The sequence below is a fragment of the Rhizobacter sp. SG703 genome (assembly GCF_012275445.1).
Taxonomy (GTDB): domain Bacteria; phylum Pseudomonadota; class Gammaproteobacteria; order Burkholderiales; family Burkholderiaceae_C; genus Rhizobacter.
The window spans coordinates 474,304-493,686 of record NZ_JAAZQK010000005.1 but is presented as its reverse complement, the minus strand read 5'-3'; the positions used below and the strand labels follow the sequence as shown (position 1 = coordinate 493,686).

19 protein-coding genes and 1 pseudogene are annotated in these 19,383 nt (G+C 71.3%); 9 read left to right on the top strand and 11 right to left on the bottom strand.

All coding sequences use genetic code 11. From position 1 onward, the window contains the following. Positions 1 to 46: 46 nt before the first annotated feature. The 4 genes from FHT26_RS12930 to FHT26_RS12915 all read left to right on the top strand — a co-directional run bounded on the left by FHT26_RS12930 (position 47) and on the right by FHT26_RS12915 (position 5,191). Entirely contained in the window at positions 47 to 784 is a 738-nt protein-coding gene (locus tag FHT26_RS12930) for a hypothetical protein (RefSeq protein ID WP_168560514.1), read from the top strand. 10 nt (positions 785 to 794) lie between these two features. Next, entirely contained in the window at positions 795 to 1,253 is a 459-nt protein-coding gene (locus tag FHT26_RS12925; RefSeq protein ID WP_168560513.1) for a hypothetical protein, read from the top strand. 223 nt (positions 1,254 to 1,476) lie between these two features. Next, the gene (locus FHT26_RS30330) at positions 1,477 to 4,491 is read left to right on the top strand and encodes an RICIN domain-containing protein (protein ID WP_168560512.1); all 3,015 of its coding nucleotides are present in this window, start codon (positions 1,477 to 1,479) and stop codon (positions 4,489 to 4,491) included. 79 nt (positions 4,492 to 4,570) lie between these two features. After that, the gene (locus FHT26_RS12915; protein ID WP_168560511.1) at positions 4,571 to 5,191 is read left to right on the top strand and encodes a glutathione S-transferase family protein; all 621 of its coding nucleotides are present in this window, start codon (positions 4,571 to 4,573) and stop codon (positions 5,189 to 5,191) included. A 15-nt stretch (positions 5,192 to 5,206) separates the two neighbouring features. Here FHT26_RS12915 and FHT26_RS29890 read toward each other — a convergent pair whose 3' ends face one another. Beyond that, entirely contained in the window at positions 5,207 to 5,446 is a 240-nt protein-coding gene (locus tag FHT26_RS29890) for a DNA polymerase beta superfamily protein (RefSeq protein WP_246867850.1), read from the bottom strand. A 72-nt stretch (positions 5,447 to 5,518) separates the two neighbouring features. Then, a pseudogene (locus FHT26_RS29885) lies at positions 5,519 to 5,786 on the bottom strand (nucleotidyltransferase domain-containing protein); the annotation flags it as partial. 176 nt (positions 5,787 to 5,962) lie between these two features. Here FHT26_RS29885 and FHT26_RS12905 point away from each other — a divergent pair. Further along, entirely contained in the window at positions 5,963 to 6,337 is a 375-nt protein-coding gene (locus FHT26_RS12905) for a hypothetical protein (protein ID WP_168560510.1), read from the top strand. Between the two features lie 12 nt (positions 6,338 to 6,349). Here the strand turns inward: FHT26_RS12905 and FHT26_RS12900 are convergent, their stop codons facing one another. The 3 genes from FHT26_RS12900 to FHT26_RS12890 are packed head-to-tail and all read right to left on the bottom strand — an operon-like array spanning position 6,350 to position 8,440. Beyond that, on the bottom strand, positions 6,350 to 6,757 hold the full coding sequence (locus tag FHT26_RS12900) for an SRPBCC family protein (RefSeq protein ID WP_168560509.1): 408 nt from the start codon (positions 6,755 to 6,757) through the stop codon (positions 6,350 to 6,352). Positions 6,758 to 6,795: 38 nt separating this feature from the next. Further along, on the bottom strand, positions 6,796 to 7,449 hold the full coding sequence (locus tag FHT26_RS12895) for a phosphatase PAP2 family protein (protein ID WP_349238138.1): 654 nt from the start codon (positions 7,447 to 7,449) through the stop codon (positions 6,796 to 6,798). 43 nt (positions 7,450 to 7,492) lie between these two features. Then, complete coding sequence (locus tag FHT26_RS12890) at positions 7,493 to 8,440, bottom strand: LysR family transcriptional regulator (RefSeq protein WP_168560508.1); 948 nt, start codon at positions 8,438 to 8,440, stop codon at positions 7,493 to 7,495. Between the two features lie 94 nt (positions 8,441 to 8,534). Here FHT26_RS12890 and FHT26_RS12885 point away from each other — a divergent pair, with 94 nt between their 5' ends. Beyond that, the gene (locus FHT26_RS12885; protein WP_168560507.1) at positions 8,535 to 9,554 is read left to right on the top strand and encodes an SDR family oxidoreductase; all 1,020 of its coding nucleotides are present in this window, start codon (positions 8,535 to 8,537) and stop codon (positions 9,552 to 9,554) included. A gap of 119 nt (positions 9,555 to 9,673) precedes the next feature. Next, positions 9,674 to 10,489 carry a hypothetical protein gene (locus tag FHT26_RS12880; RefSeq protein WP_168560506.1) on the top strand — a complete coding sequence of 272 codons (816 nt, stop codon included), beginning with the start codon at positions 9,674 to 9,676 and terminating at the stop codon, positions 10,487 to 10,489. A gap of 24 nt (positions 10,490 to 10,513) precedes the next feature. Here the strand turns inward: FHT26_RS12880 and FHT26_RS12875 are convergent, their stop codons facing one another. From FHT26_RS12875 to FHT26_RS12865, 3 genes are all read right to left on the bottom strand, one after another. Continuing rightward, on the bottom strand, positions 10,514 to 11,845 hold the full coding sequence (locus FHT26_RS12875) for an esterase/lipase family protein (protein WP_168560505.1): 1,332 nt from the start codon (positions 11,843 to 11,845) through the stop codon (positions 10,514 to 10,516). Next, a complete protein-coding gene (locus FHT26_RS12870) occupies positions 11,842 to 14,229 on the bottom strand; it encodes a hypothetical protein (protein WP_168560504.1) in 2,388 nt (795 codons plus the stop codon). The genes FHT26_RS12875 and FHT26_RS12870 overlap by 4 nt, the downstream gene beginning before the upstream one ends. A gap of 67 nt (positions 14,230 to 14,296) precedes the next feature. Further along, positions 14,297 to 15,079 carry a hypothetical protein gene (locus FHT26_RS12865; RefSeq protein WP_168560503.1) on the bottom strand — a complete coding sequence of 261 codons (783 nt, stop codon included), beginning with the start codon at positions 15,077 to 15,079 and terminating at the stop codon, positions 14,297 to 14,299. Positions 15,080 to 15,286: 207 nt separating this feature from the next. Between FHT26_RS12865 and FHT26_RS12860 the strand changes: the two genes are divergently transcribed. Both FHT26_RS12860 and map read left to right on the top strand, forming a co-directional pair. Further along, on the top strand, positions 15,287 to 15,556 hold the full coding sequence (locus FHT26_RS12860; RefSeq protein ID WP_056813685.1) for a ParD-like family protein: 270 nt from the start codon (positions 15,287 to 15,289) through the stop codon (positions 15,554 to 15,556). After that, on the top strand, positions 15,553 to 16,356 hold the full coding sequence (map, locus tag FHT26_RS12855; protein WP_168560502.1) for a type I methionyl aminopeptidase: 804 nt from the start codon (positions 15,553 to 15,555) through the stop codon (positions 16,354 to 16,356). The genes FHT26_RS12860 and map overlap by 4 nt, the downstream gene beginning before the upstream one ends. Positions 16,357 to 16,430: 74 nt before the next feature. Here the strand turns inward: map and FHT26_RS12850 are convergent, their stop codons facing one another. The 3 genes from FHT26_RS12850 to FHT26_RS12840 form a co-directional block, all read right to left on the bottom strand. Continuing rightward, the gene (locus tag FHT26_RS12850) at positions 16,431 to 17,168 is read right to left on the bottom strand and encodes a GNAT family N-acetyltransferase (protein WP_349238137.1); all 738 of its coding nucleotides are present in this window, start codon (positions 17,166 to 17,168) and stop codon (positions 16,431 to 16,433) included. Then, entirely contained in the window at positions 17,155 to 17,373 is a 219-nt protein-coding gene (locus tag FHT26_RS12845; RefSeq protein WP_168560501.1) for a hypothetical protein, read from the bottom strand. Before FHT26_RS12845 ends, FHT26_RS12850 begins: the two co-directional genes overlap by 14 nt. Before the next feature lie 235 nt (positions 17,374 to 17,608). Then, on the bottom strand, positions 17,609 to 19,381 hold the full coding sequence (locus tag FHT26_RS12840) for a PAS domain-containing sensor histidine kinase (RefSeq protein ID WP_168560500.1): 1,773 nt from the start codon (positions 19,379 to 19,381) through the stop codon (positions 17,609 to 17,611). Positions 19,382 to 19,383: the final 2 nt, after the last annotated feature.

Genomic DNA, 19,383 nt, shown 5'->3' with positions numbered 1-19,383 from the left:
TTCGATAGCGTGTCCGCTTCCGGTGTGGACACGAAGGCGGACGGGCATGAGCGGCGGCAACGACGAGATGGAAACCCAGTTGATGCGCTGGCCGCTGCGGCTGCTGCTGCAGGGACTGGACGCCCGCGACGAGAGCGCGGTGCGCCGCTTCCTGGCGCGTGCCAGCCGCCAGTTGAAGCACGACTGGCAGGTGGTCCACGACGGCGATGCCGACGTCGTGATGGTGGCGGGGCTCGAGGTCGACACGGTGCGCGGCATGCTCGAGCCGCCGTTGATGACGCTGCACCTCGTGCCGCCCGGGCAGGATTCGCGTGCGCTCGCCTGGCGCACCGGCCGCGCCCCCGGCTCGGTGCTGAGCAGCCCGCTGCAGTTCGATGCGCTGGTCGAGGCGCTCGAATGCGCCGAGCACTGCGCCACCGGCGAGGTGCCGGCCACGTTCACGCAACTGTCGGCCGGCTGCCGCTTCCGGCTGCGCCGCTGGCCGCCCGCCGGGCTGCTGTGGGATGACGCCGAGAACCTGCGCCTGGCCAGCTTCCTGCTGACCCGCTCGCTCGACCTCGAGAAGCTGATGCGGCTCAGCAACGTCACCGCCGACAAGTGCGTCGCCTTCATCACGCGAATGGCCTCGGCCAACCTGCTGCACCTCGAACCGGTGGGCAACGGCGCCGGGCCCGCCGCGCTGCCCGCGCTGCCGCCCCCCGCGGCACCGGCGCGCCGGACCGCCCCGGCCCCGGGCGGCCCGTTCAACGCGATGCGCCGATGGCTGCGCCTCGCGAACCGCTGAGGAGACACCGATGCCGCACGCCGCATTTCCCGAGATCGCGTTCCACAGCTGCGCCCCGGACGCCGTGGCAGCGCCGCGCGATCCGGCCGCGATCGCCCTCGCCGGCATCTGCCGGCAACCCGGCGTCGAAGGCTGTGCGCTGGTCGACGCGTCGACCGGGGCGGTGCAGTACGTCAGCGGCCGCCACCGCGGCGATGGCAGCGCCTGGGAGGCCGCGGCCGACTACTGGCGCCTGTACCACCGGCAGCAACGGCATTTCGCGCCGTGGGGCCCGCTGCGCGCGGCGGTGCTCGTGCACGCCGGCGGGGCGATCGGCGTGCTGCCGTGCTGCGACGAGCCGCCGCTGGTGGTGGTGGTCTGCGGCCGCGGCGACGGCGTCGACTGGGAAGAGTGCGAACGCCTTGCGCGGGCGCTCGGCGCGATGCTTCGGTCGCTGCTCGACCGGCCGCTGGTCGAAACCGCTGCCTGATCGCGCCGCCGCAGGCCATCCGACGGCCTGCCATCGCGATTTCATGGTCCATCGATATCTGAATCCGATACACCAATACCAATTCATGCCACGTCTCGCAAGCATTGCAAGCGGGTGAAACCGCTTCCACTTCGAGCCGGGCCGGCCTCCTACCATCCGGCGGACTTCAGCCTCGGCGACCCCTGAGTCCCGAGCCCGCGAAGCCCCACAAGGAGGACGACCCATGTTTCCGTTTCGAAGCAGCAAGCTCTGCCTGGCGTTGATCGTCGGCGCCGGCTTCACGCAGCTCGGCCACGCCGCCGACCTGGCCGCCGGCCGCTACACCGTCCGCTCGTCGTTCAGCGGCCTGTGCCTGGCGGTCGACGGCGCATCCACCGCCGAAGGCGCGAACGTCGTGCAATGGACCTGCGACAACTCGGCTGCGCGCCAGTTCGACCTGCAGCGCGACGCCCAGGGCTGGTACCGGCTGGTGAACGTGAACAGCGGCAAGGTCGTCGACGTGCAGGACATCTCGACGGCCAACGGCGCCAACGTGCACCAGTGGACCTGGCTGAACGGCGACAACCAGCGCGTCGCGCTGCAGGACCTGGGCGGCGGCAAGTACTACGTGCGCTTCAAGCACAGCAACAAGTGCATGGACGTCGGCAACGCGAGCCGCGCGCCGGGCGGCGCCATCGGCCAGTGGGAGTGCAACGACGGCGAGACCGAGAAGTGGAGCTTCGTGCCGGTGGCCGGCGCGCCCGCCCCGGCGCCGGCGCCCGCACCGGCCCCGACGCCGGCCCCTGCGCCGTCGTCGCGCTACAGCGTGCGCTCGAACTTCAGCGGCCTGTGCCTGGCGGTCGCCGGCGACTCGACGATCAGCGGCGCCGACATCGTGCAGATGGCCTGCAACAGCTCGCTCGGCCGGCTGTTCGACCTGGTGCGCGACACCGAGGGCTACTACCACCTGACGAACGCGAACAGCGGCAAGGTGATCGACGTGCAGGACGTGTCGACCGCCGACGGTGCCAACGTGCACCAGTGGCAGTACGGCGGCGGCGACAACCAGCGCTTCGCGCTCGACAACCTGGGCGGCGGGCTGGTGAACGTGCGCTTCAAGCACAGCAACAAGTGCCTGGACGTCGGCAACTTCAGCAAGGCCGAAGGCGGCCACATCGGCCAGTGGAGCTGCAACGGCGGCGAGACCGAGAAGTGGACGCTGGTCGCGGCCGCGCCGGCGCCTTCGCCCGCACCGGCACCGGCCCCCGCGCCCGCTCCGGCGCCGGCACCCGCCCCCACGCCGGCCCCGGCTCCCGCTCCTGCACCCGCCCCTGCACCGGCCCCCGCTCCGGCCCCTGCGCCGAGCCCGGCACCAGCGCCCGCTCCGGCGCCCGCACCCGCGCCTGCCCCGGCGCCGTCCCCCGCGCCTGCGCCCGCGCCGGTGCCGGTCGGCCGTGGCGCGAACGTGCCCTGGGTCGAGTACCAGGCCGAAGACGGCACCACCAACGCGCAGATCCTCGGCCCGAGCCGCCAGAAGTGGGACGCGAACCACATCGAGGCCGAGGCCATCGGCCGCAAGGCGGTGCGCCTGAACAAGACCGGCGACTACGTGTCGTTCAAGACCACGAAGGCCGGCAACGGCGTCGTCGTGCGCTACTCGATCCCCGACGCCCCGGGCGGCGGCGGCATCGACAGCACGCTCGGCCTGTACGTGAACGGCGTGCGCGTGAAGACGCTGCCGCTGACCTCGCGCTACAGCTGGTCGTACCAGGGCGGGCTGATCGGCGACCCGATCGTCGACAAGCCGGCCGGCCAGCCGCACACCTTCTTCGACGAGGTGCGCACGCTGGTCGACACCATCCCGGCCGGCGCGACGGTGATGCTGCGCCGCGACGCGCAGGACAGCGCCGCGTTCTACGTGATCGACCTGGTCGACATCGAGCCCGTGCCCGACGCGCTGACGATGCCGGCGGGCTTCACGTCGGTGACGAGCTTCGGCATCCAGCCGAACGACGGCAAGGACCATGCCGACGACGTGCTGCGCGCGATGCGCTCGACCAGCAAGCTGTGGTTCCCGCCCGGCGACTACCTGCTGCAGAAGATCTCCGGCGGCAACGTCGGGCTCGACAACCCGGGCATCGAGGTGCGCGGCGCGGGCATGTGGTACACGAACCTGAAGGGCCCGAAGTCGCTGTTCTTCTGCTACGGCGCGAGCGCGAAATGCGTGTTCGGCGACTTCTCGATCCTCGGCGAATCGAAGGCCCGTGCCGAAGAGTCGGAAGGCGTGCAGAAGGCCTTCGCCGGCCCGATGGGCGCCAACAGCCTGATCGAGAACGTCTGGATCGAGCACGTGGTCGGTGCGATCTGGGTCGGCAACGACCCCCCGTACCAGACGCAGCCGACGCAGAACCTGACGATCCGCAACTGCCGCATCCGCAACACGTACGCAGACGGCATCAACCTCGACAACGGCACGTCGAACTCGGTGGTCGAGAACTGCCACCTGCGCAACACCGGCGATGACGCGCTGGTGGTGTGGTCGATCAAGTGGACCGACTGGGTCAAGGAGAAGACGTACCAGCTGGGCGACAACTTCATCAGCCCGGAAGGCAAGAACGCGCCCGACCAGGGCCAGGGCGTCAACAACGTGTTCCGCAACAACACGGTGCAGATGCCGTGGCGCGCCAACTGCTTCGCGGCGTATGGCGGTGCGAACAACGTGTTCAAGGACAGCGTCTGCGAAGACGTGCTGACCTACCCGGGCATCCTGATCGACAACGAGTTCAGCCCCTACCCGTTCGGCCCGGCGGCGACGACCTTCAGCAACATCTCGCTGATCCGCGCGGGCGGCCCGATGTTCATGGAGAACACCGGCATGCCGTGGCAGCACGGCGCGCTGAAGTTCTACATGCGCGAAGGCAGCGTCAACGACATCCTGGTGGAGAACCTCGACATCGTCGACCCGACCTACTCCGGCATCGAGTTCCGCGGCTTCGGCACGGCCTTCGTGCCGCCGGGCGAGAAGTTCCATCCGGACCTGCTGCGCGACGCCGACAACGCGAGGTTCAGCAACGTCAGGCTGAAGAACATCAAGATCACCAACCCCGGCAAATACGGCATCGAGGTCATCGACAACGGTGGACGCGGCGCGGTGAACTTCGACGGCGTGGTCGTGACGAACCCGGCGCTTGGCGGGCTGAAGCAGGACACCGCACCGAGCAGCTTCTTCATCCGCGGGACCGGCAACTCGGGCTGGTAAGCCCGAAGAAGCCCCACGTTCCCGGTCGGGCGGGCTCCTCGATAGAGTGGGCCCGCATCAACGACTGCCGGGACCGCGAATGCTGAAGATCTGGGGCAATGCCGATTCGATCAACGTGCAGAAGGTGCTGTGGTGCTGCGAGGAACTCGCGCTGCCCTATGAGCGCATCGACGCCGGCCGGCACTACGGCGTCGTCAACACCGCCGAGTTCCGGCGCCTGAACCCGAACGGTCTGGTGCCGACCATCGAGGACGACGGCTTCGTCGTGTGGGAGTCGGGCACCGTGCTGCGCTACCTGGCCGCCAAGCACGCGGCCGGCAGCCTGTGGCCCGACGACGTGGCGGCGCGTGCCGAGGCCGACCGCTGGATCGACTGGTCGAACTCGACGCTGTGGCCGGCGATGGTGCCGATCTTCCGCGCCTTCCTGCGCACGCCGGAGCACGAGCGCGACGACAACCTGGTCGAAGCGGCGCGGCGCGAGACGCTGGAGGCGCTGGGCATCCTCGATGCGCACCTCGAGGGCCGCGCGTTCGTCGGCGGCGAGCGCTTCACGATGGGCGACATCGCGCTCGGCTGCGCGGTGTGGCGCTGGATGTCGCTGCCGATCGAGCGCGACGACCTGCCGCAGGTGCAGCGCTGGTTCGACGCGCTGTCCAAGCGCGAGGCGTACCGCAAGGTGGTGATGTTGCCGCTGGTGTGAGCGGGCGGGTCGCGCCTACCCGCCCATCACCGTCTCGAACAGCACGTCGTCCAGCCGCTCGAGCGACACCGACTCATCCCGCGGCCGGGCCTGCGCCAGTTCTGCGACCAGCGTGCCGATGAAGGCATTGAGAACCGGCCGCGCCGGCAGCCACTCCTGCTCGCCGCTGCGGCGCTTCGACACCAGCAACTCGGCGATCTCCTGGCGCACCGCCGGATCGTCGACCATCGCGTCGACGAGCGCCTCGAACGCCATCGGCGGCGGCGGCCTCGCGAAGCCTCGCCAGGAAGCGTTCGTCGGCGCGGTACACCACCGGCGAGCTCAGCCACTCCACCAGCGTCGCATTGCCTTTGGCCGACAGCCCCAGCGCCTTGCGAAGGTCCCATCCGTTGACGTCGAACACCGGTCCGGGCACCTCTTCGATCACGTCGCGCACCGCGGTGATCCGAAGGTAGTCGCGTGCCGGTCGAACGAAGATGAAGCGAACGTCGTAGTCGGAGTCGGGCGACGCCAATCCCCAGCCCCGGCTGCCGGATTCGCAGGCGAACAGGATACGCACCCCTTCCTGGGTCTCGACGGCGGCGAGTCTGGCCATGATCCCGCCCGGATGTCGGCAGCGATCGGGTGTGCGTCCTGCGGTGATGTGTCGGCGGTCATGCGGTCTCCTCGGTCGGCATTCTCGTACCTCGTATCGGTAAAGACTCTTCACCCCGGTGCGACAATCCCGCTCCTGCCCCGCCGCCCCCTTTCCTGCAGCCTTCCTCGCCCGCCGTGTCCGACAACATCACCCTGCTGCGCCGACAGAACGTCCTCACGCTGTTCCAGCGCTTCGCCGAGGAGCAGATGCGCGACGGCGTCGCCCCGAAAGGCATGGAGCAGCTGTTCGCGCAGGCGCTGCAGATCAGTCCCAGCATGTGGAGCCAGATCAAGAGCAGCCGCCCGATCGGCGACAAGCTGGCGCGGCAGATCGAGGCGGCGCGTGCCCAGGCGGCCGGCTGGCTCGACACCGCGCACGAACCGCAGGGGCTGACGCCAGCCGAGCTGCAGTTCCTGCAGCTCGCGCTGAAAGCATGGCGGGCGACCAATGCCGACGGGCGCAAGCAGCTGCGGCTCGCGCTGAAGCAGGCCACCGCCCGCGACGGCTGAGCCCCGCGAGCTTCAGCGGTGCGCGGCGCTCTCCAGCAGCCGCTTCAGCGCCTGCAGGTCGCCGGTGACATGCGCGCAGTCCTTCTCGAAGCTCGCGCTGTCGGCCCCGACGGCACGGAACACCGTGAACGTCAATTCGCAGCCGTCGCCGTTGGCCACCGCGCGCAGCGGATTGTGGAACACCGTGCCGTCGGGCAGCGTGACGTCATGGTCCAGCACGCCGTACGGGTTGTCGGGCGTCATCTCGATCTGCACCCGGCCCATCGGCGACTGGCCGAACCAGCGCCCGCCTTCCTCGGCGATACCGGCCGCCAGGCCCGAGGCCCATTGCGGCAGCAGCGACGGCTGGCGTGCGAACTCGTAGACCACCTGCCAGGGCACGGCGATCGACGTGGTGACGATGCGGACATCCTGCAGCATGGCTCGCTCCCGGGTTGCGGTGACCCGGGTCCGGGCAATCAGCGTGCCGGCTCGCGCAGCGGCACGGCCGCCACCACCAGGCCAAGCACCAGCCCGCCGATCACGTCGACCACGACATGCTGGCGGATCGCGATCGTCGAATAGGCGATGCCGACGCACCAGGCCAGGTTGGCCAGCCGCAGCACGACGGGCACCTCGAGCTCGCGCAGCTGCCGCGCCAGCAGGTGGCAGGTCAGCACCGCGAAGGAGACGTGCAGCGACGGGAACGCATTGCGCGATGCGTCGCCGGCGCGCAGGAACTGCAGGCTGCCGTACTGCGTCCAGTCGACGCCGAAGTCCGGCACCGCGCTCGGGTAGAACAGGTAGAACGCGAAGCCGATCGCGCTCATCAGCGCGGCCCGCGCCGTGTAGCGCAGCAACTCGCCGCCGTCCTTCGAGAACGCCGGCGCGAGCGACACATAGACCCACAGCGACGCATACACCGGCAGCAGCCCCTCGCGCAGCGTGAACCAGCGGTCGATCGCGAGCACCGGCATCACGGCCAGCGGGGCCTGCGGCGAGCGCGCGGCCCAGAAATACAGCACGAAGAACAGCGAGATGCCGGCGGTGATGCCCACCAGCTTGGTCGGCCACAGCACGAGCAGGCGCCGCAGCGCGGCACGGGGCCAGGAAGCGGCGGGAGCGGGAAGCACGGTCGAGGTCAAGGTGGCGGGTCGCAAGCGGCGCAGGCCTGCATCATCGCGCGGTTTGGCTTGGGGCCGGCTTAGGGCCGGGCTGTCGGCGCCCGGCCGCGCCGAGGTAGTCCGACAGGCCGGCCACCAGCGCGTCGAACGCGACCCGGCAGCGCGGGCTGCTGCGCAGGTCTTCGTGCATCGTGACCCAGGTGCCGAGCGGCAACGCGAACAGCTTGGGCAGCAGCCGCACCAGGTTGGCGTCGCGCCGGGCCAGCGGCACCTGGCACATGCCGATGCCGGCACCGGCGCGGATCAGCGCCAGCTGCGCCAGGTTGCTGTCGCTGCGCATCGTGAACACCTCGCGCCGCAGGCCGTGCAAGGCTTTCTCGGCCTGGCGCAACCAGGCCGACGGCTCGTCGTAGCCGATGCTCGCGTGGCCGGCGAGTTCGTCGGGCCGGCGCGGCGTGCCGCGGCGCGCGAGGTAGTCGCGGTGCGCATGCAGGCCCAGCTCGATGTTGCCGATGTGGCGCGCGATCAGCTGCTCCTGCTTCGGCTGCACCATGCGCACGGCGATGTCGGCCTCGCGGCGCAGCAGGTCCTGCAGCTTGTCGGTCAGCACCAGTTCGATCTTCAGCTGCGGATGCGCCTCGTGCAGCCCGGCCAGCACCGGCGGCAGCACCTCGACGCCGATCACGTCGCTGCAGCTGATGCGCACCGTGCCCTTGACGACGCCGTCGGCGCCCTGGCCGCCGGCGGCGCGCTCCAGCGCCGCCGCGGTGCTCTGCATGGCCTCGGCATAGGGCCGCAGCGAACGGGCCGCCTCGGTCGGCAACAGGCCGGTCTGCGAGCGGGTGAACAGCACGACGCCGAGCGCCTGCTCGAGCGCCGCGACGTGGCGGCCGACGGTCGGCTGCGTGATGCCCAGCCCACGCGCCGCGCCCGACAGCGAGCCTTCGTCCAGCACGCCGAGGAATGAGCGGTAGAGCTCCCAGCCGATGTTCGAGGTCATTCACAAATGTATAGCGTCACGTCGATATTCGGCAATTCCATCGGAACGCCAAGCTCCGCAGAATCCATCCCGTACCACCACTCTGGAGAACGACATGGGCAGCAACGGCAACATCGACAGCGGCAACAGGACGGCCCTGGTGCTGGGCGCGACCGGCGGCGTCGGCGGCGAGGTCGCGCGCCAGCTGCGCGACGCGGGCTGGACGGTGCGCGCACTGCAGCGCAACGCCGCCGACGCGGTGCAGCAGCGCGACGGCATCACCTGGCTGCGCGGCGACGCGATGCAGCGTGCCGACGTGATGCGCGCCGCCGACGGCTGCTCGGTGATCGTGCACGCGGTCAACCCGCCCGGCTACCGCCGCTGGGCCGAGCTGGTGCTGCCGATGGTCGACAACACGATCGCCGCCGCGCTGGCGCAGCGGGCCACCATCGTGCTGCCGGGCACGGTCTACAACTTCGGGCCCGATGCGTTCCCGCTGCTGCGCGAGGATTCGCCGCAGCACCCGCAGACCCGCAAGGGCGCGATCCGCGTGCAGATGGAGGAACGGCTGCAGGCCGCGAGCCGCCAGGGCGCGCGCGTGCTGATCGTGCGGGCCGGCGACTTCTTCGGACCGAAGCTCGGCAACAGCTGGTTGTCGCAAGGCATGCTGAAGCCGGGCCAGCCGGTGACGGCCATCAGCAACCCGGCCGATGCCGGCGTGGGCCACCAATGGGCCTACCTGCCGGACGTCGCACGCACGATGGTCGAGTTGCTGGGCCGGCGCGACAGCCTGGCGGCATTCGAGCGCTTCCACCTCGGCGGGCACTGGGATGCGACCGGCCGGCAGATCGCCGAAGCGGTGCAGCGCGTGGTCGCGCGCCGCACCGGGCAGACGCCGCGCATCACGCGCACGCCGTGGTGGCTGCTGCGCCTCGCATCGCCGTTCGTCGCGACGCTGCGCGAGCTGATGGAGATGCGCTACCTGTGGCAGCAGCCGGTGCGCATGGCCAACGACCGGCTGGTCGCGGTGCTGGGCCGAGAGCCGCACACGCCGCTGGACACGGCGGTGGAGGAAACGCTGCGGGGCATCGGCTGCCTGCCCGAGCCGACACCTCGGGCCCTGGCGATGGAATGACAGAAATTGCCGCGGCGGCCGGGCGGTTTGTCCTGGGGCCGGAACCAGCGCGTCGCGATCGCGACTCAGCCTGCATCACCCGAGCGGTTCGCGGTGTGCAGTACCCAGGAGCAGTCGCCATGGCCTTCGTCCGACCCAATCCGTCCCCCAAGCACGTCGTCGGGGCCCCCCCGCCACCCGGCCAGGCCGGCGACCCGGCGGCGGCACCCGCTGTCTCGAAGCGCTTCGCCGGCCCTCGTCGCAACGCAAGCATCACCTGGGAAGGCAGCAAGGCCGACCGCATCCCGTCGAAGGAGCAACTGTGCGCGAGCATCCGCGTCGGCGCAGCGGTGGCGAAACAGGCGGCAGACCGGGGTTCGCGGCCGGAGGTCGGCGCCGCGTGCACGCGCCTGACCGATGTCGGCCGGGCCGTGCTGTCCGGCGTCGGTGGCAAGCACCAGCGAGCGGCCATCGCTGCATTGCTGCGCGAGTTCGACAACGTGGTCGCCCTCGGTTTCCGGGCCGGCGACCTTCAGCACGTCGCCGAGACCTGCCGTCTCTATTCCCGGCACCTGGACAGCCTCGTCGGGATCGAACGGCCCGCCGGCAAGGATCCCGTGGACGAGGCGTCCACGCAGGCACTTTGCACGAAGAAGGCGTATTGCTCCCGGATCAAGGAACGCGCGGGCCAGCTCGAAGCGTTGGTCCGGCAGGGGGAATGCTCGAGCGAGCACATGAAGACGTGGTGCAGGTTCCTCGCCGCCGACGGGCAGGCGATCCTGAGCCTCGCGAATGGCAAGGCCCTCAGGCCCGCCATCGCCGACGCCATCGGAGATTTCCAGCGCAAGACGGTTGCCGCCCTGGCCGCGGGCGATCTCGCCGCCATGGCGCAGCTGTGCGTGGACTATGCGAAGACGCTGGAGGAGCTCGTCGGCATCGAGAAGCCGCGGGCCTGATTCCGTCCGTCGGCGCGGGACGCCTCAGGCGCCCTGCGCCTTCCGCGCGAGAAACGCCACCACCGCCGGATCGCGAAAATAGTTCGTGTGGAAGGTCGTCGCCGTCCTGCCGAGCGACAGCAGCTCCGGCTTGCCCTGCGCCGGCTGGCCGAGGAAGCTCATCGACCCGGTGTCGACGACCAGGTCGTTGGCACCGGGGAACACGATGTCGGCGCCGAGGCTCGCCAGTTGCAGGCCGGGGTTGCGGAAGCGCGTCCAGAACTTCCACGCCGGCTCGCCGAGGTTCGGCTCGAAATCGGCCGACACCACCGCGAAGCGCGGCTGCACCAGCCAGCGGTCGTCGAACAGCGCGCGCGTCTCGGCGTTGTCGCTGACGCGCTGCTGGCTCGCGAGGCCCGGCACCAGCGCCACCGCCGCGTCGGCCAGCGGCAGCGCCGCGCCGAGCTGCAGCGTCTTGCCCAGCACCTTGGCGAGCCCGGCCGCGCCGGCGGCCAGCGGGAACACCGTGCTCGCCGCCTGCCCGGCCAGCGACAGCGCGTTCGCGATGTTGGCCAGCATGTCGAGCGCGGCACGCAGGCGGTACGGCGACGCGAGGCTGGTGCCGCCGAGCGGCGAGCCGACGAACACCACCTGCTGCACCCGCACCGGCGCGAGCCGTAGCAGCCACGACGCGACCAGCCCGCCGCGGCTGTGGCACACGACGTCGACCGGCCCGGCGATGCCGCGCAGCGCGCGCTGCAGGTCGAGCGCGTTCAGCCACGGTGCGACCGACAGCGTCGGGTGGTCGAACGCGAAGATGCGCTCGCCGTAGACCTGCTGCCACTGCGCGAGCAGCGCAACGCCGGCCGGCGTTGCGCCGAGCTGGTCGAACCACATGTCGCCGTTGCTGAAGGTGCCGTGCAGCAGCAGCAGCGTGCGCTGCGCGCCGCCGGGCTGCGGCGCGGGCGCCGGCACCAGCGCGCCGCCGACCCACTGGCGCAGCCCCTGGTGCGGCGTGAGCCGAGCGTCGAGCGCGACCAGCGACTGCGCCACGCGGTTCGGCCCGATGTCGTCGTACTCGAAGCGCTGCAGCAGGTCGCCGAAGCCGAACCCGCCGGCGCGGCGCGACCGGCCGCGCAGCACCTGGGCGGCCGGCGGCTCGTAGTTCCAGCGCAGCACGCCGTCGTCGTCGCGCAGGCTGACGCTGGCGCGCGGATCGGCCATCGACGGCGTGAAGCCGCGACGCCGCCGCATCGAGATCGGCAATGCCGCGGCCTGCGCGGGCGCCGGCTCGCTCAGCCCGAGCCGCGCATCGACCGCCGCCCACGGTGCGGCGCTGAACGGCAGCGGATCGCCGGTCGTGATGGCGTCGTTCATGCGCGCTCCCCGAGGGCCAGCGCGGCCGGCGCCACGATCGGCAGCGGCGTGACCTGGTGCTCGCGCGCGATCGCGATGTCGAGGATCGAATCGAAATCGCGCGGCTCGCTGAGCGCCTGCACGCCGGCCTCGCGCGCTTCGCGGAAGCCGCAGTGCTCGGTCAGCCGCACGCTCTCCAGCGGCGCCAGCTTGCCGTCGCGGATCAGCCCCCACACCTCGCGGTAGCTGGCGCGACCGGCCCGCCACGGCCGCGTCTGCGCGCCCGGCGAGCCGCTGCGGTGCTCGTCGCTCGGCGGCATCGCGTCGCCCGGTTCGATCACTTCGCGGTACGCGAACTGGTAGTCGCGGTGGCGCCAGTAGCCGGGCAGCGCGTGGCCGTCGAGCAGGAACACCACCGGGTGGATGTCGACCAGCTCGAGGCAGGCGGCGAACAGCAGCGTCAGGTCGATGCAGGTGCCCATGCGCGCCGCACGCACCGCGCTCGGCGTGCGCAGGCGCTGCGAATCGAGTGCGCGGTTGTAGGTGGGCGGCGGGTTGATGTAGCCGAGGTCCCATTCGTGCAGCAGCGCCGACCAGATCGCCTCGACCTGCAGGTCGACGTTCTCGAGGCTGGCCGGGTCGGCGGACGACGACGACTGGTAGCCCTCGAAGCCGGCGCTCGGGTCGTCGCGGATCACCCGCACGTAGCGCTGCGCGAGCGTGATCGCGCGCTCGACCGCCGGGTCGCGCGGCAGCACGAACGACGGCAGCCAGACGCCGCTGGTGCTGTTGTCCAGCCACTGGTCGACCGGCATCAGCCGCATCGCGTAGGTGTCCTTGTGGATCACCCGGCCGCCGACCACCACCTGCACGAACAGGCTGCTGACGACCGCTTCGGAGACCGAGCGCATCAGCCGCGCGGTCAGCGGCATCTTGATGCGCGCGCCGAGGCTGGTGCGCTCCTGCGTCAGCTCGATCTCGGCCTCGTAGCGTGCGCGTTCGATGCCGCAGTTCAGCTCGACCAGCACCTGCGCCCGCGTCGGCGGTTGCGTGACCGCGCCGCGCAGCTCGAAGCGGTGGAACAGCGCGCTGCGCTTCTCGGCGGGGTCGCCCTGGTTGTGCAGCTCGGCGTAGTTGAATTCGGTGCGCGGTTCGACGACGGCGCGCAACAAGGCGCGCGACACCGACGGCACACGCGCGGCCGCGGCCGCCGCCGGCCGGGCGAGGTGCGGTGCACTGCGCTGCGCGACCAGCGGCGCCCGCGCCCACAGCGCGATGCCGGTGCCGGGCACCAGGTCGACCTGCGAGCGCGTCGCGGCCCAGGCCTGCTCGAACGCGACCGGCAGGTTCCACGCCTGCGCCGCGAGCTGCGCATACAGCGTCTCGAAGAAGTAGCCGGCCAGCGCGTCGTCGAATGCATCCTGGAAACCCATCGCGGCCAGCACGCCGGCCGGCAGCAGCTGCGGAGCGATGCGGGCTGCCGAGTTCCACAGGTTCAGGCCGACGAAGAACGGGCGGTGGCGACCGCCGCCGGTCAGCGCATGCGCCAGCTCGGGCGGCGCCACCATCACCGGCAGGCCGTCGCTGCGCCGCATCAGGCAGCCGTCGACCACGCCTTTGTCGTCGCGCTGCCAGTCGGCGGCGCTGCGCCGCTCGTCGCGCAGCGTCACCGCGACATCGGTGCCGGCGCTGTTGGCCAGCTGCGCGATGCCTTCGTGGTTGTCGAAGCCGCAGAAATGCACCACCTCCGGCCGGAACGCCGCGCACAGCGCGGTCAGCTCGCCCAGCGTCGGGTTGACGGCCACGCGCCAGCGCGGGTCGTCGCCGTGCAGCCCGAAGGCGCGGCGCACGCGCTCGGTCTCGTCGGTGGCGTCATAGGCCTGCGCCAGCGCGCCGGGCAGGCTCTGCACGACCAGCACCCGGCCGTCCATGCGGCGCACCGGCAACGGCGGACGCTCGGCGAGGTCGAGGTGGCGCATCACCGTCAGGCCGTGTCCGCCCGAGGCCGCGGCCCCGCCCGCGCGCCGGTAGCGACGCGTCGCACGCGACAGCACGAACTCCCACGGGAAGATGCGGCCCTCCCAGCCGACGCTCTCGGTCTCGAACGGCATCGTCACGACGGCGCGGCCGGCCTGCGCGATCTCGCGCAGCGCCTCGTCGCCCAGCCCGAAGGCATTCAGCGTCGCGGTGGCATCGGCCTGGTGGCGGTCGGCCACGTCGGGCATGTCGCGCCAGCGCTCGCGGCTGCGCAGCACGTAGCTCCAGCGCATTGCCTCGTTCGCCAGCGTGCGGGCGCGCAGCGCCGGGTCCGGCGCCGTGCCGGGGCCGCCGAGCCGGTAGCGCCGGGTGGCGGTGACGATCTGGATGCGGGGCAGGAAGCCGTCGGCTTCGTTTCGCGGGGGCATGGGGTTCTCCGGACTCGGACAGGCCGCGCGGAGTCTATCGGGCCGCGGGCGTGTCGCCCCCTGGGCGTCAGTCGGAGCGGGCGGCGCGGACCACCAGCGCGTCGCTGCGGTCGGCGTTCGGCGCCATCACGTACAGCGTGCGGGTGTCGGCATCGAAGAGCGCGATGCCGCTGAACGCCAGCCCGTCGGAGGCGCAGTCGTCGCCGCTGAGCGCGAGCACGATGCCGTAGGCGTTCGCATCGCTGCGCGGCACCAGCGAGCCGTCGATGCGGCAGCCGGTGCCGCTGCCGGTGAGCACGCCTCGCGCGTCGATCGACAGCGTGGCCGCCAGGCTGTCATCGGGCCGCGCCGCCTGCGCATCGTAGGGGCCGGCCACGTCTTCGAGCGCGGCAGTGCGTGCAAAAGCGGGGTTGAAGGTGGTCGTGAAGCCGAGCCCGTCGTCGAACAGGCTGCCGTCGAAGCGCTGCTGCGTGACGGCGGTGGCGCTGAACGGCGTGGCGGCGACCGTGCCGTCGGCGAGCCGGAAGTCGATCGCATCGGTCGACGCGAACGCGCCGTCGACGCCGGCGCCGCTGCCTTGCACCAGGCCGGCCACCGAGTCGGGCGCGTCCTGTGCGGAATAGAGGAGGCTGAAGCTGCCGTCGGCGAAGACCAGGCCGGTCAGCGCGCGGTGGTCGGCGGTGCTGCCGGTCCACCAGCCGGCCGCGACGGTCGGGACCGGCGTGGGGGTCGTGCCGCCGCCACCGCCCGCGTCGGCCGCCGTGCTGCTGCTGCCGCCGCCTCCGCCACCGCAGGCGCCGAGCAGCGCCGCCATCCCCATCGCCATCAGCCGTCTCGAACGATGTCCCATGTGATCCCCTGCGACCGGTGCCAAAAGGCCCGATTGTTCGAGTGCGGCGCCGGGCCGCCCACGGGAGACATGTACTTCTGCGCCTTGCCATCGCGGCGCAGTCGGCCGAAGTGCGACTTCGGACCACCCCCGCATCCACCGCCCGCCGGCGTCTGCTAATATACGAACCATATACGTTTCATACAACACACCTCCAGATCGCACACCATGGGAATCGTCAAGATTTCAGACCAGATGCACGACAACCTGCGCAGCGCGAGCGACGCGCTGAGCCGTTCGATCAATGCGCAGGCCGAGCACTGGATGCGCGTCGGCATGCTGGCCGAGCTGCACCCCGCGCTGAGCTACGGCGACATCTGCCAGTTGATGTTGCGCGCCGCGCAGTCGAACGAGCCCGGGCTGTCGTTCGTGAAGCCGGTGCCGGCGAGACCGGCGGCCCCGGTCGCCGCCCGCACGCCGCGCAGGGCCGCCCGATGAACCGCCCCGCCCGCTCCGTGAAGATCCACCCGGCCGCCGACCTCGCGATGGCACGCGCCGCCGGGGCACTGGCCGCCGACGTGCTGCGGATGATCGCGCCGCACGTGAAGGCCGGCATCAGCACCGGCGAGCTCGACCGGCTGTGCCACGACCACATCGTCGAGGTGCAGAAGGCGGTGCCGGCCAACATCGGCTACCACGGCTACACGAAGACGATCTGCGCCTCGGTCAACGAGGTGGTGTGCCACGGCATCCCGTCGGCCGACGAGGTGCTGCGCGACGGCGACATCGTCAACATCGACGTCGCGGTGATCCGCGACGGCTGGTACGGCGACACCAGCCGCAGCTTCGTCGTCGGCCAGGTCTCGCCGCTCGCGCAACGACTGGTCGACACCACCTACGAGGCGATGCGCGCCGGCATCCTCGCGGTGCGGCCGGGCGCGACGCTCGGCGACGTCGGCCACGCGATCCAGACGGTGGCCCAGCGCGAGGGCTTCACCGTCGTGCGCGAGTACTGCGGCCACGGCATCGGCCGCATCTACCACGACGAGCCGACGGTGGCGCACTACGGCCAGCGCGGACAGGGCTTGCGGCTGGTCCCGGGCATGGTGTTCACGATCGAGCCGATGCTGAATGCCGGCAAGGCCGGCACGCGCACGCTGGCCGACGGCTGGACGGTGGTCACCCGCGACCGCTCGCTGTCGGCGCAGTGGGAGCACATGGTCGCGGTGACCGAGGACGGTGCCGAGGTGCTGACGCCGTGGCCCGAAGGCACGGGCGCCTACGCCGCGGTTCCGTAGGGCCGAGCGCCGGGCCGCGCCAAGCCGGCCCGCACCCCTCCGGCGTACCCGCCGGGCGAGGGGTCGTCATGCCTTCACGGCACCAGCGAGTGCACCCAGGCCGACACCGGGTTGCCGCGGATCACCAGCCGGTTGCGCGCGAGGCATTCGAACTGCGCGCCGAGCTTGCGGGCGACCGCAAGGCTGGCTTCGTTGCCTTCGGCGACGACGATCTCGATGCGCTGGAAACCCAGCGCGCTGAAACCATAGCTGGCCAGCGAACGCGCGGCGCGGGTCGCGATGCCCTGCCCCTGGGCCGACTGGCGGACCCAGTAGCCGAGGTTGCAGACGCGGTGGACCGTGTTGAACTGGTTGAGCCCGGCACCGCCGACCAGCCGGCCGCTGCGCTCGTCGAACAGCCCGAATTCGCAGGCCTGCCCCTGGGCCAGGCTGTCGGCGCAGACATCGACCCAGTCGATCGCGTCGCGCACGCCGTAGCCGGGGTGGCACCAATCCATCCAGCGGCCGATCGTGCCGGTCGATTCGCGGGCCGCTTCGGCCATCGCCCGGGCGTCGTCGCGCGTCCAGGGTCGCAGCACCATGCCGTCGAAGCGCAAAGGCTCCATCGGGTCGCGCGTGTCGATGCGGCGCGACGCGGTGTCGCCCATCTCGAACTGCCACGGCGCAGCGGCCAGTGGCGCGGCTTCGGTGGGGGGCAGGCCGTCGTCGACGACACGCCCACTGTGATTGAAATCGCCGAAGTCGTCGAGGAACGAAGCAGCGGCATCGTCGCGGGGGCGCGCGTCACGGGAGAGGACATCACGAAAGGCCATTGTTCGCATCATCGGTGGGCGCGGTGCGCCGGTCGTCGTCGATCACGGTGTCGGCCCACGCGCCGGCGGACGTGAAGCCGGAGTGCTGCATCGTCGAAGGCGCCGCGGCATCCGGATCGTTTCGCAGCGGCGCACCGCCGATGCGAGACCACAGTCGCTGGAACAAGGGTGCCGCATCCTCGGCACCAGGCTTCCTGGAAGACATCGTTTCCATCCCGGAGGAGCGCCGCTGCGCGGCGCGATGCCGGGGAATGGCAAGAAGCGGTCCATGCCGGCGCGCCGGCGCAGCGCGCGATTTGTCAGCCCTCGCTTGCGGCCGGGCCGCGCCGGCGCTGCGTTTGCGCCGGCCATCGACACGGCGTGCACCTGTCGTTCAAAAACTGTCAGGTGCCGATCCTGTCGGACAGCGGACACTTCTTGTTCCAGGGTGCCGCGGATCGTCACTGCGCCATGCGCGCGCCGTGGTCCAGCACCGCCCGCACCTTGCTCGCCAGCGCCCGCGCGCTGTATGGCTTGGGCAACAGCTCGACGCCGGGGTCGAGCCGGCCGCCGTGCACGATCGCGTTCTGCGCGTAGCCCGACGTGAACAGCACCGCGATGCCGGGCAACCGTTCGCGCGCCTTGTCGGCGAGTTCCGGGCTCTTCAGGCGGCCGGGCATCACGACGTCGGTGAACAGCAGGTCGATCGCCGCATGGTGCGCCACCGCGTCGTCGATCACGACCAGCGCCTGGTCGGCATCGCTCGCCTTCAGCACCCGGTAGCCGAGCTCCTGCAGCATCTCGACGGTGGCGCGGCGCACCGCGGCGTCGTCCTCGACCACCAGCACCGTCTCGGCGCCGCCGCTGGCGTCGCCGGCGGCGGCCGGGTCGGGCGCCGCGTCGGCCAGGGCGTCGGCGTCGTGCGCGCGCGGCAGGTAGACCTTGACGGTCGTGCCCTGCCCCGGCTCGCTGTAGATCTTCACGTGGCCGCCCGACTGCCGCACGAAGCCGTAGACCATCGACAGCCCGAGCCCGGTGCCGCTGCCGGCCGGCTTGGTCGAGAAGAACGGCTGGAACACCTGCGACAGCACCTGCGGCGTCATGCCGCAGCCGGTGTCGGTGACGGCCAGCATCACGTACTGGCCCGGCTTCACGTCAGGCTGGCCGCGCACGTAGTCGTCGTCCAGGAAGGCGTTGCCGACCTCGATCGTCAGCCGGCCATTGCCGTCCATCGCGTCGCGGGCGTTGATCGCCAGGTTGAGCAGCGCGTTCTCGATCTGCGTCGGGTCGACGAAGGTGTGCCACAGCCCGCCGGACACGATCACCTCGACCTCGACGCCCTCGCCGATCGAGCGGCGCACCAGGTCCTCGAGCCCGGTGATGAAGCGGCCCACGTCGACCACCCGCGGCGCGAGCGCCTGGCGCCGGCCGAACGCCAGCAGCTGGCTCGCCAGCTTGGCCCCGCGGCGCACCGCCTCGGTCGCGCTGTCCAGCCGCTGCATCACCTTCACGTCGTCGCGCGTCAGCCGCGACACCAGGTGCAGGTTGGCCGAGATCACCTGCAGCAGGTTGTTGAAGTCGTGCGCGACGCCGCCGGTCAATTGCCCGACGGCTTCCATCTTCTGCGCCTGCCGCAGCCGCTCTTCCGCTTGGTGGCGCTCGGTGATGTCGATCGCCTCCGGCACGATCGCGACCACCGCGCCGTCGCGGTCGTGCACCGGCCGCACCGCGAAATCGAACTGCCGCCAGCCGGCCGGCAGCAGCAGGCGCATCTCCTGGCGCCGGCTGTGGCCCTGGGCCGCGGCCTGCACCGCCAGCCGCACCGTCTCGGGCATGCCCGGCGTGCGCGCGAACCACGGCGAATCCCAGAACGGCCGGCCGAGCACCTGCTCGAGCGTCGCACCGATGCCGCGCAGCGAGGTCTCGTTGGCATCGAGCAGGGTGCCGTCGAGCGCCAGCAGGCCCTGGTACTGGAAGCTGGTCGAGAAGATGGTGCGCATGCGGGCCTCGCTGGCCTGCAGCGCTTCGGTGCGCGCGGCGACGCGGGCTTCGAGCCGCGCCTGCAGCTCGGCATGCCGCGCCTCGGCATCGGCCAGCAGTTGGGCGGTGCGTCGTCGCTCGGCCAGTTCGTTGCGGTGCAGCCGACGGCTGCAATGCAGCGACCAGCCGAGCCAGACCGCGCCCGGCAGCAGCGCGCCGAGCATCAACGACAGCGCGATCGGCAAGGCGTCCATCG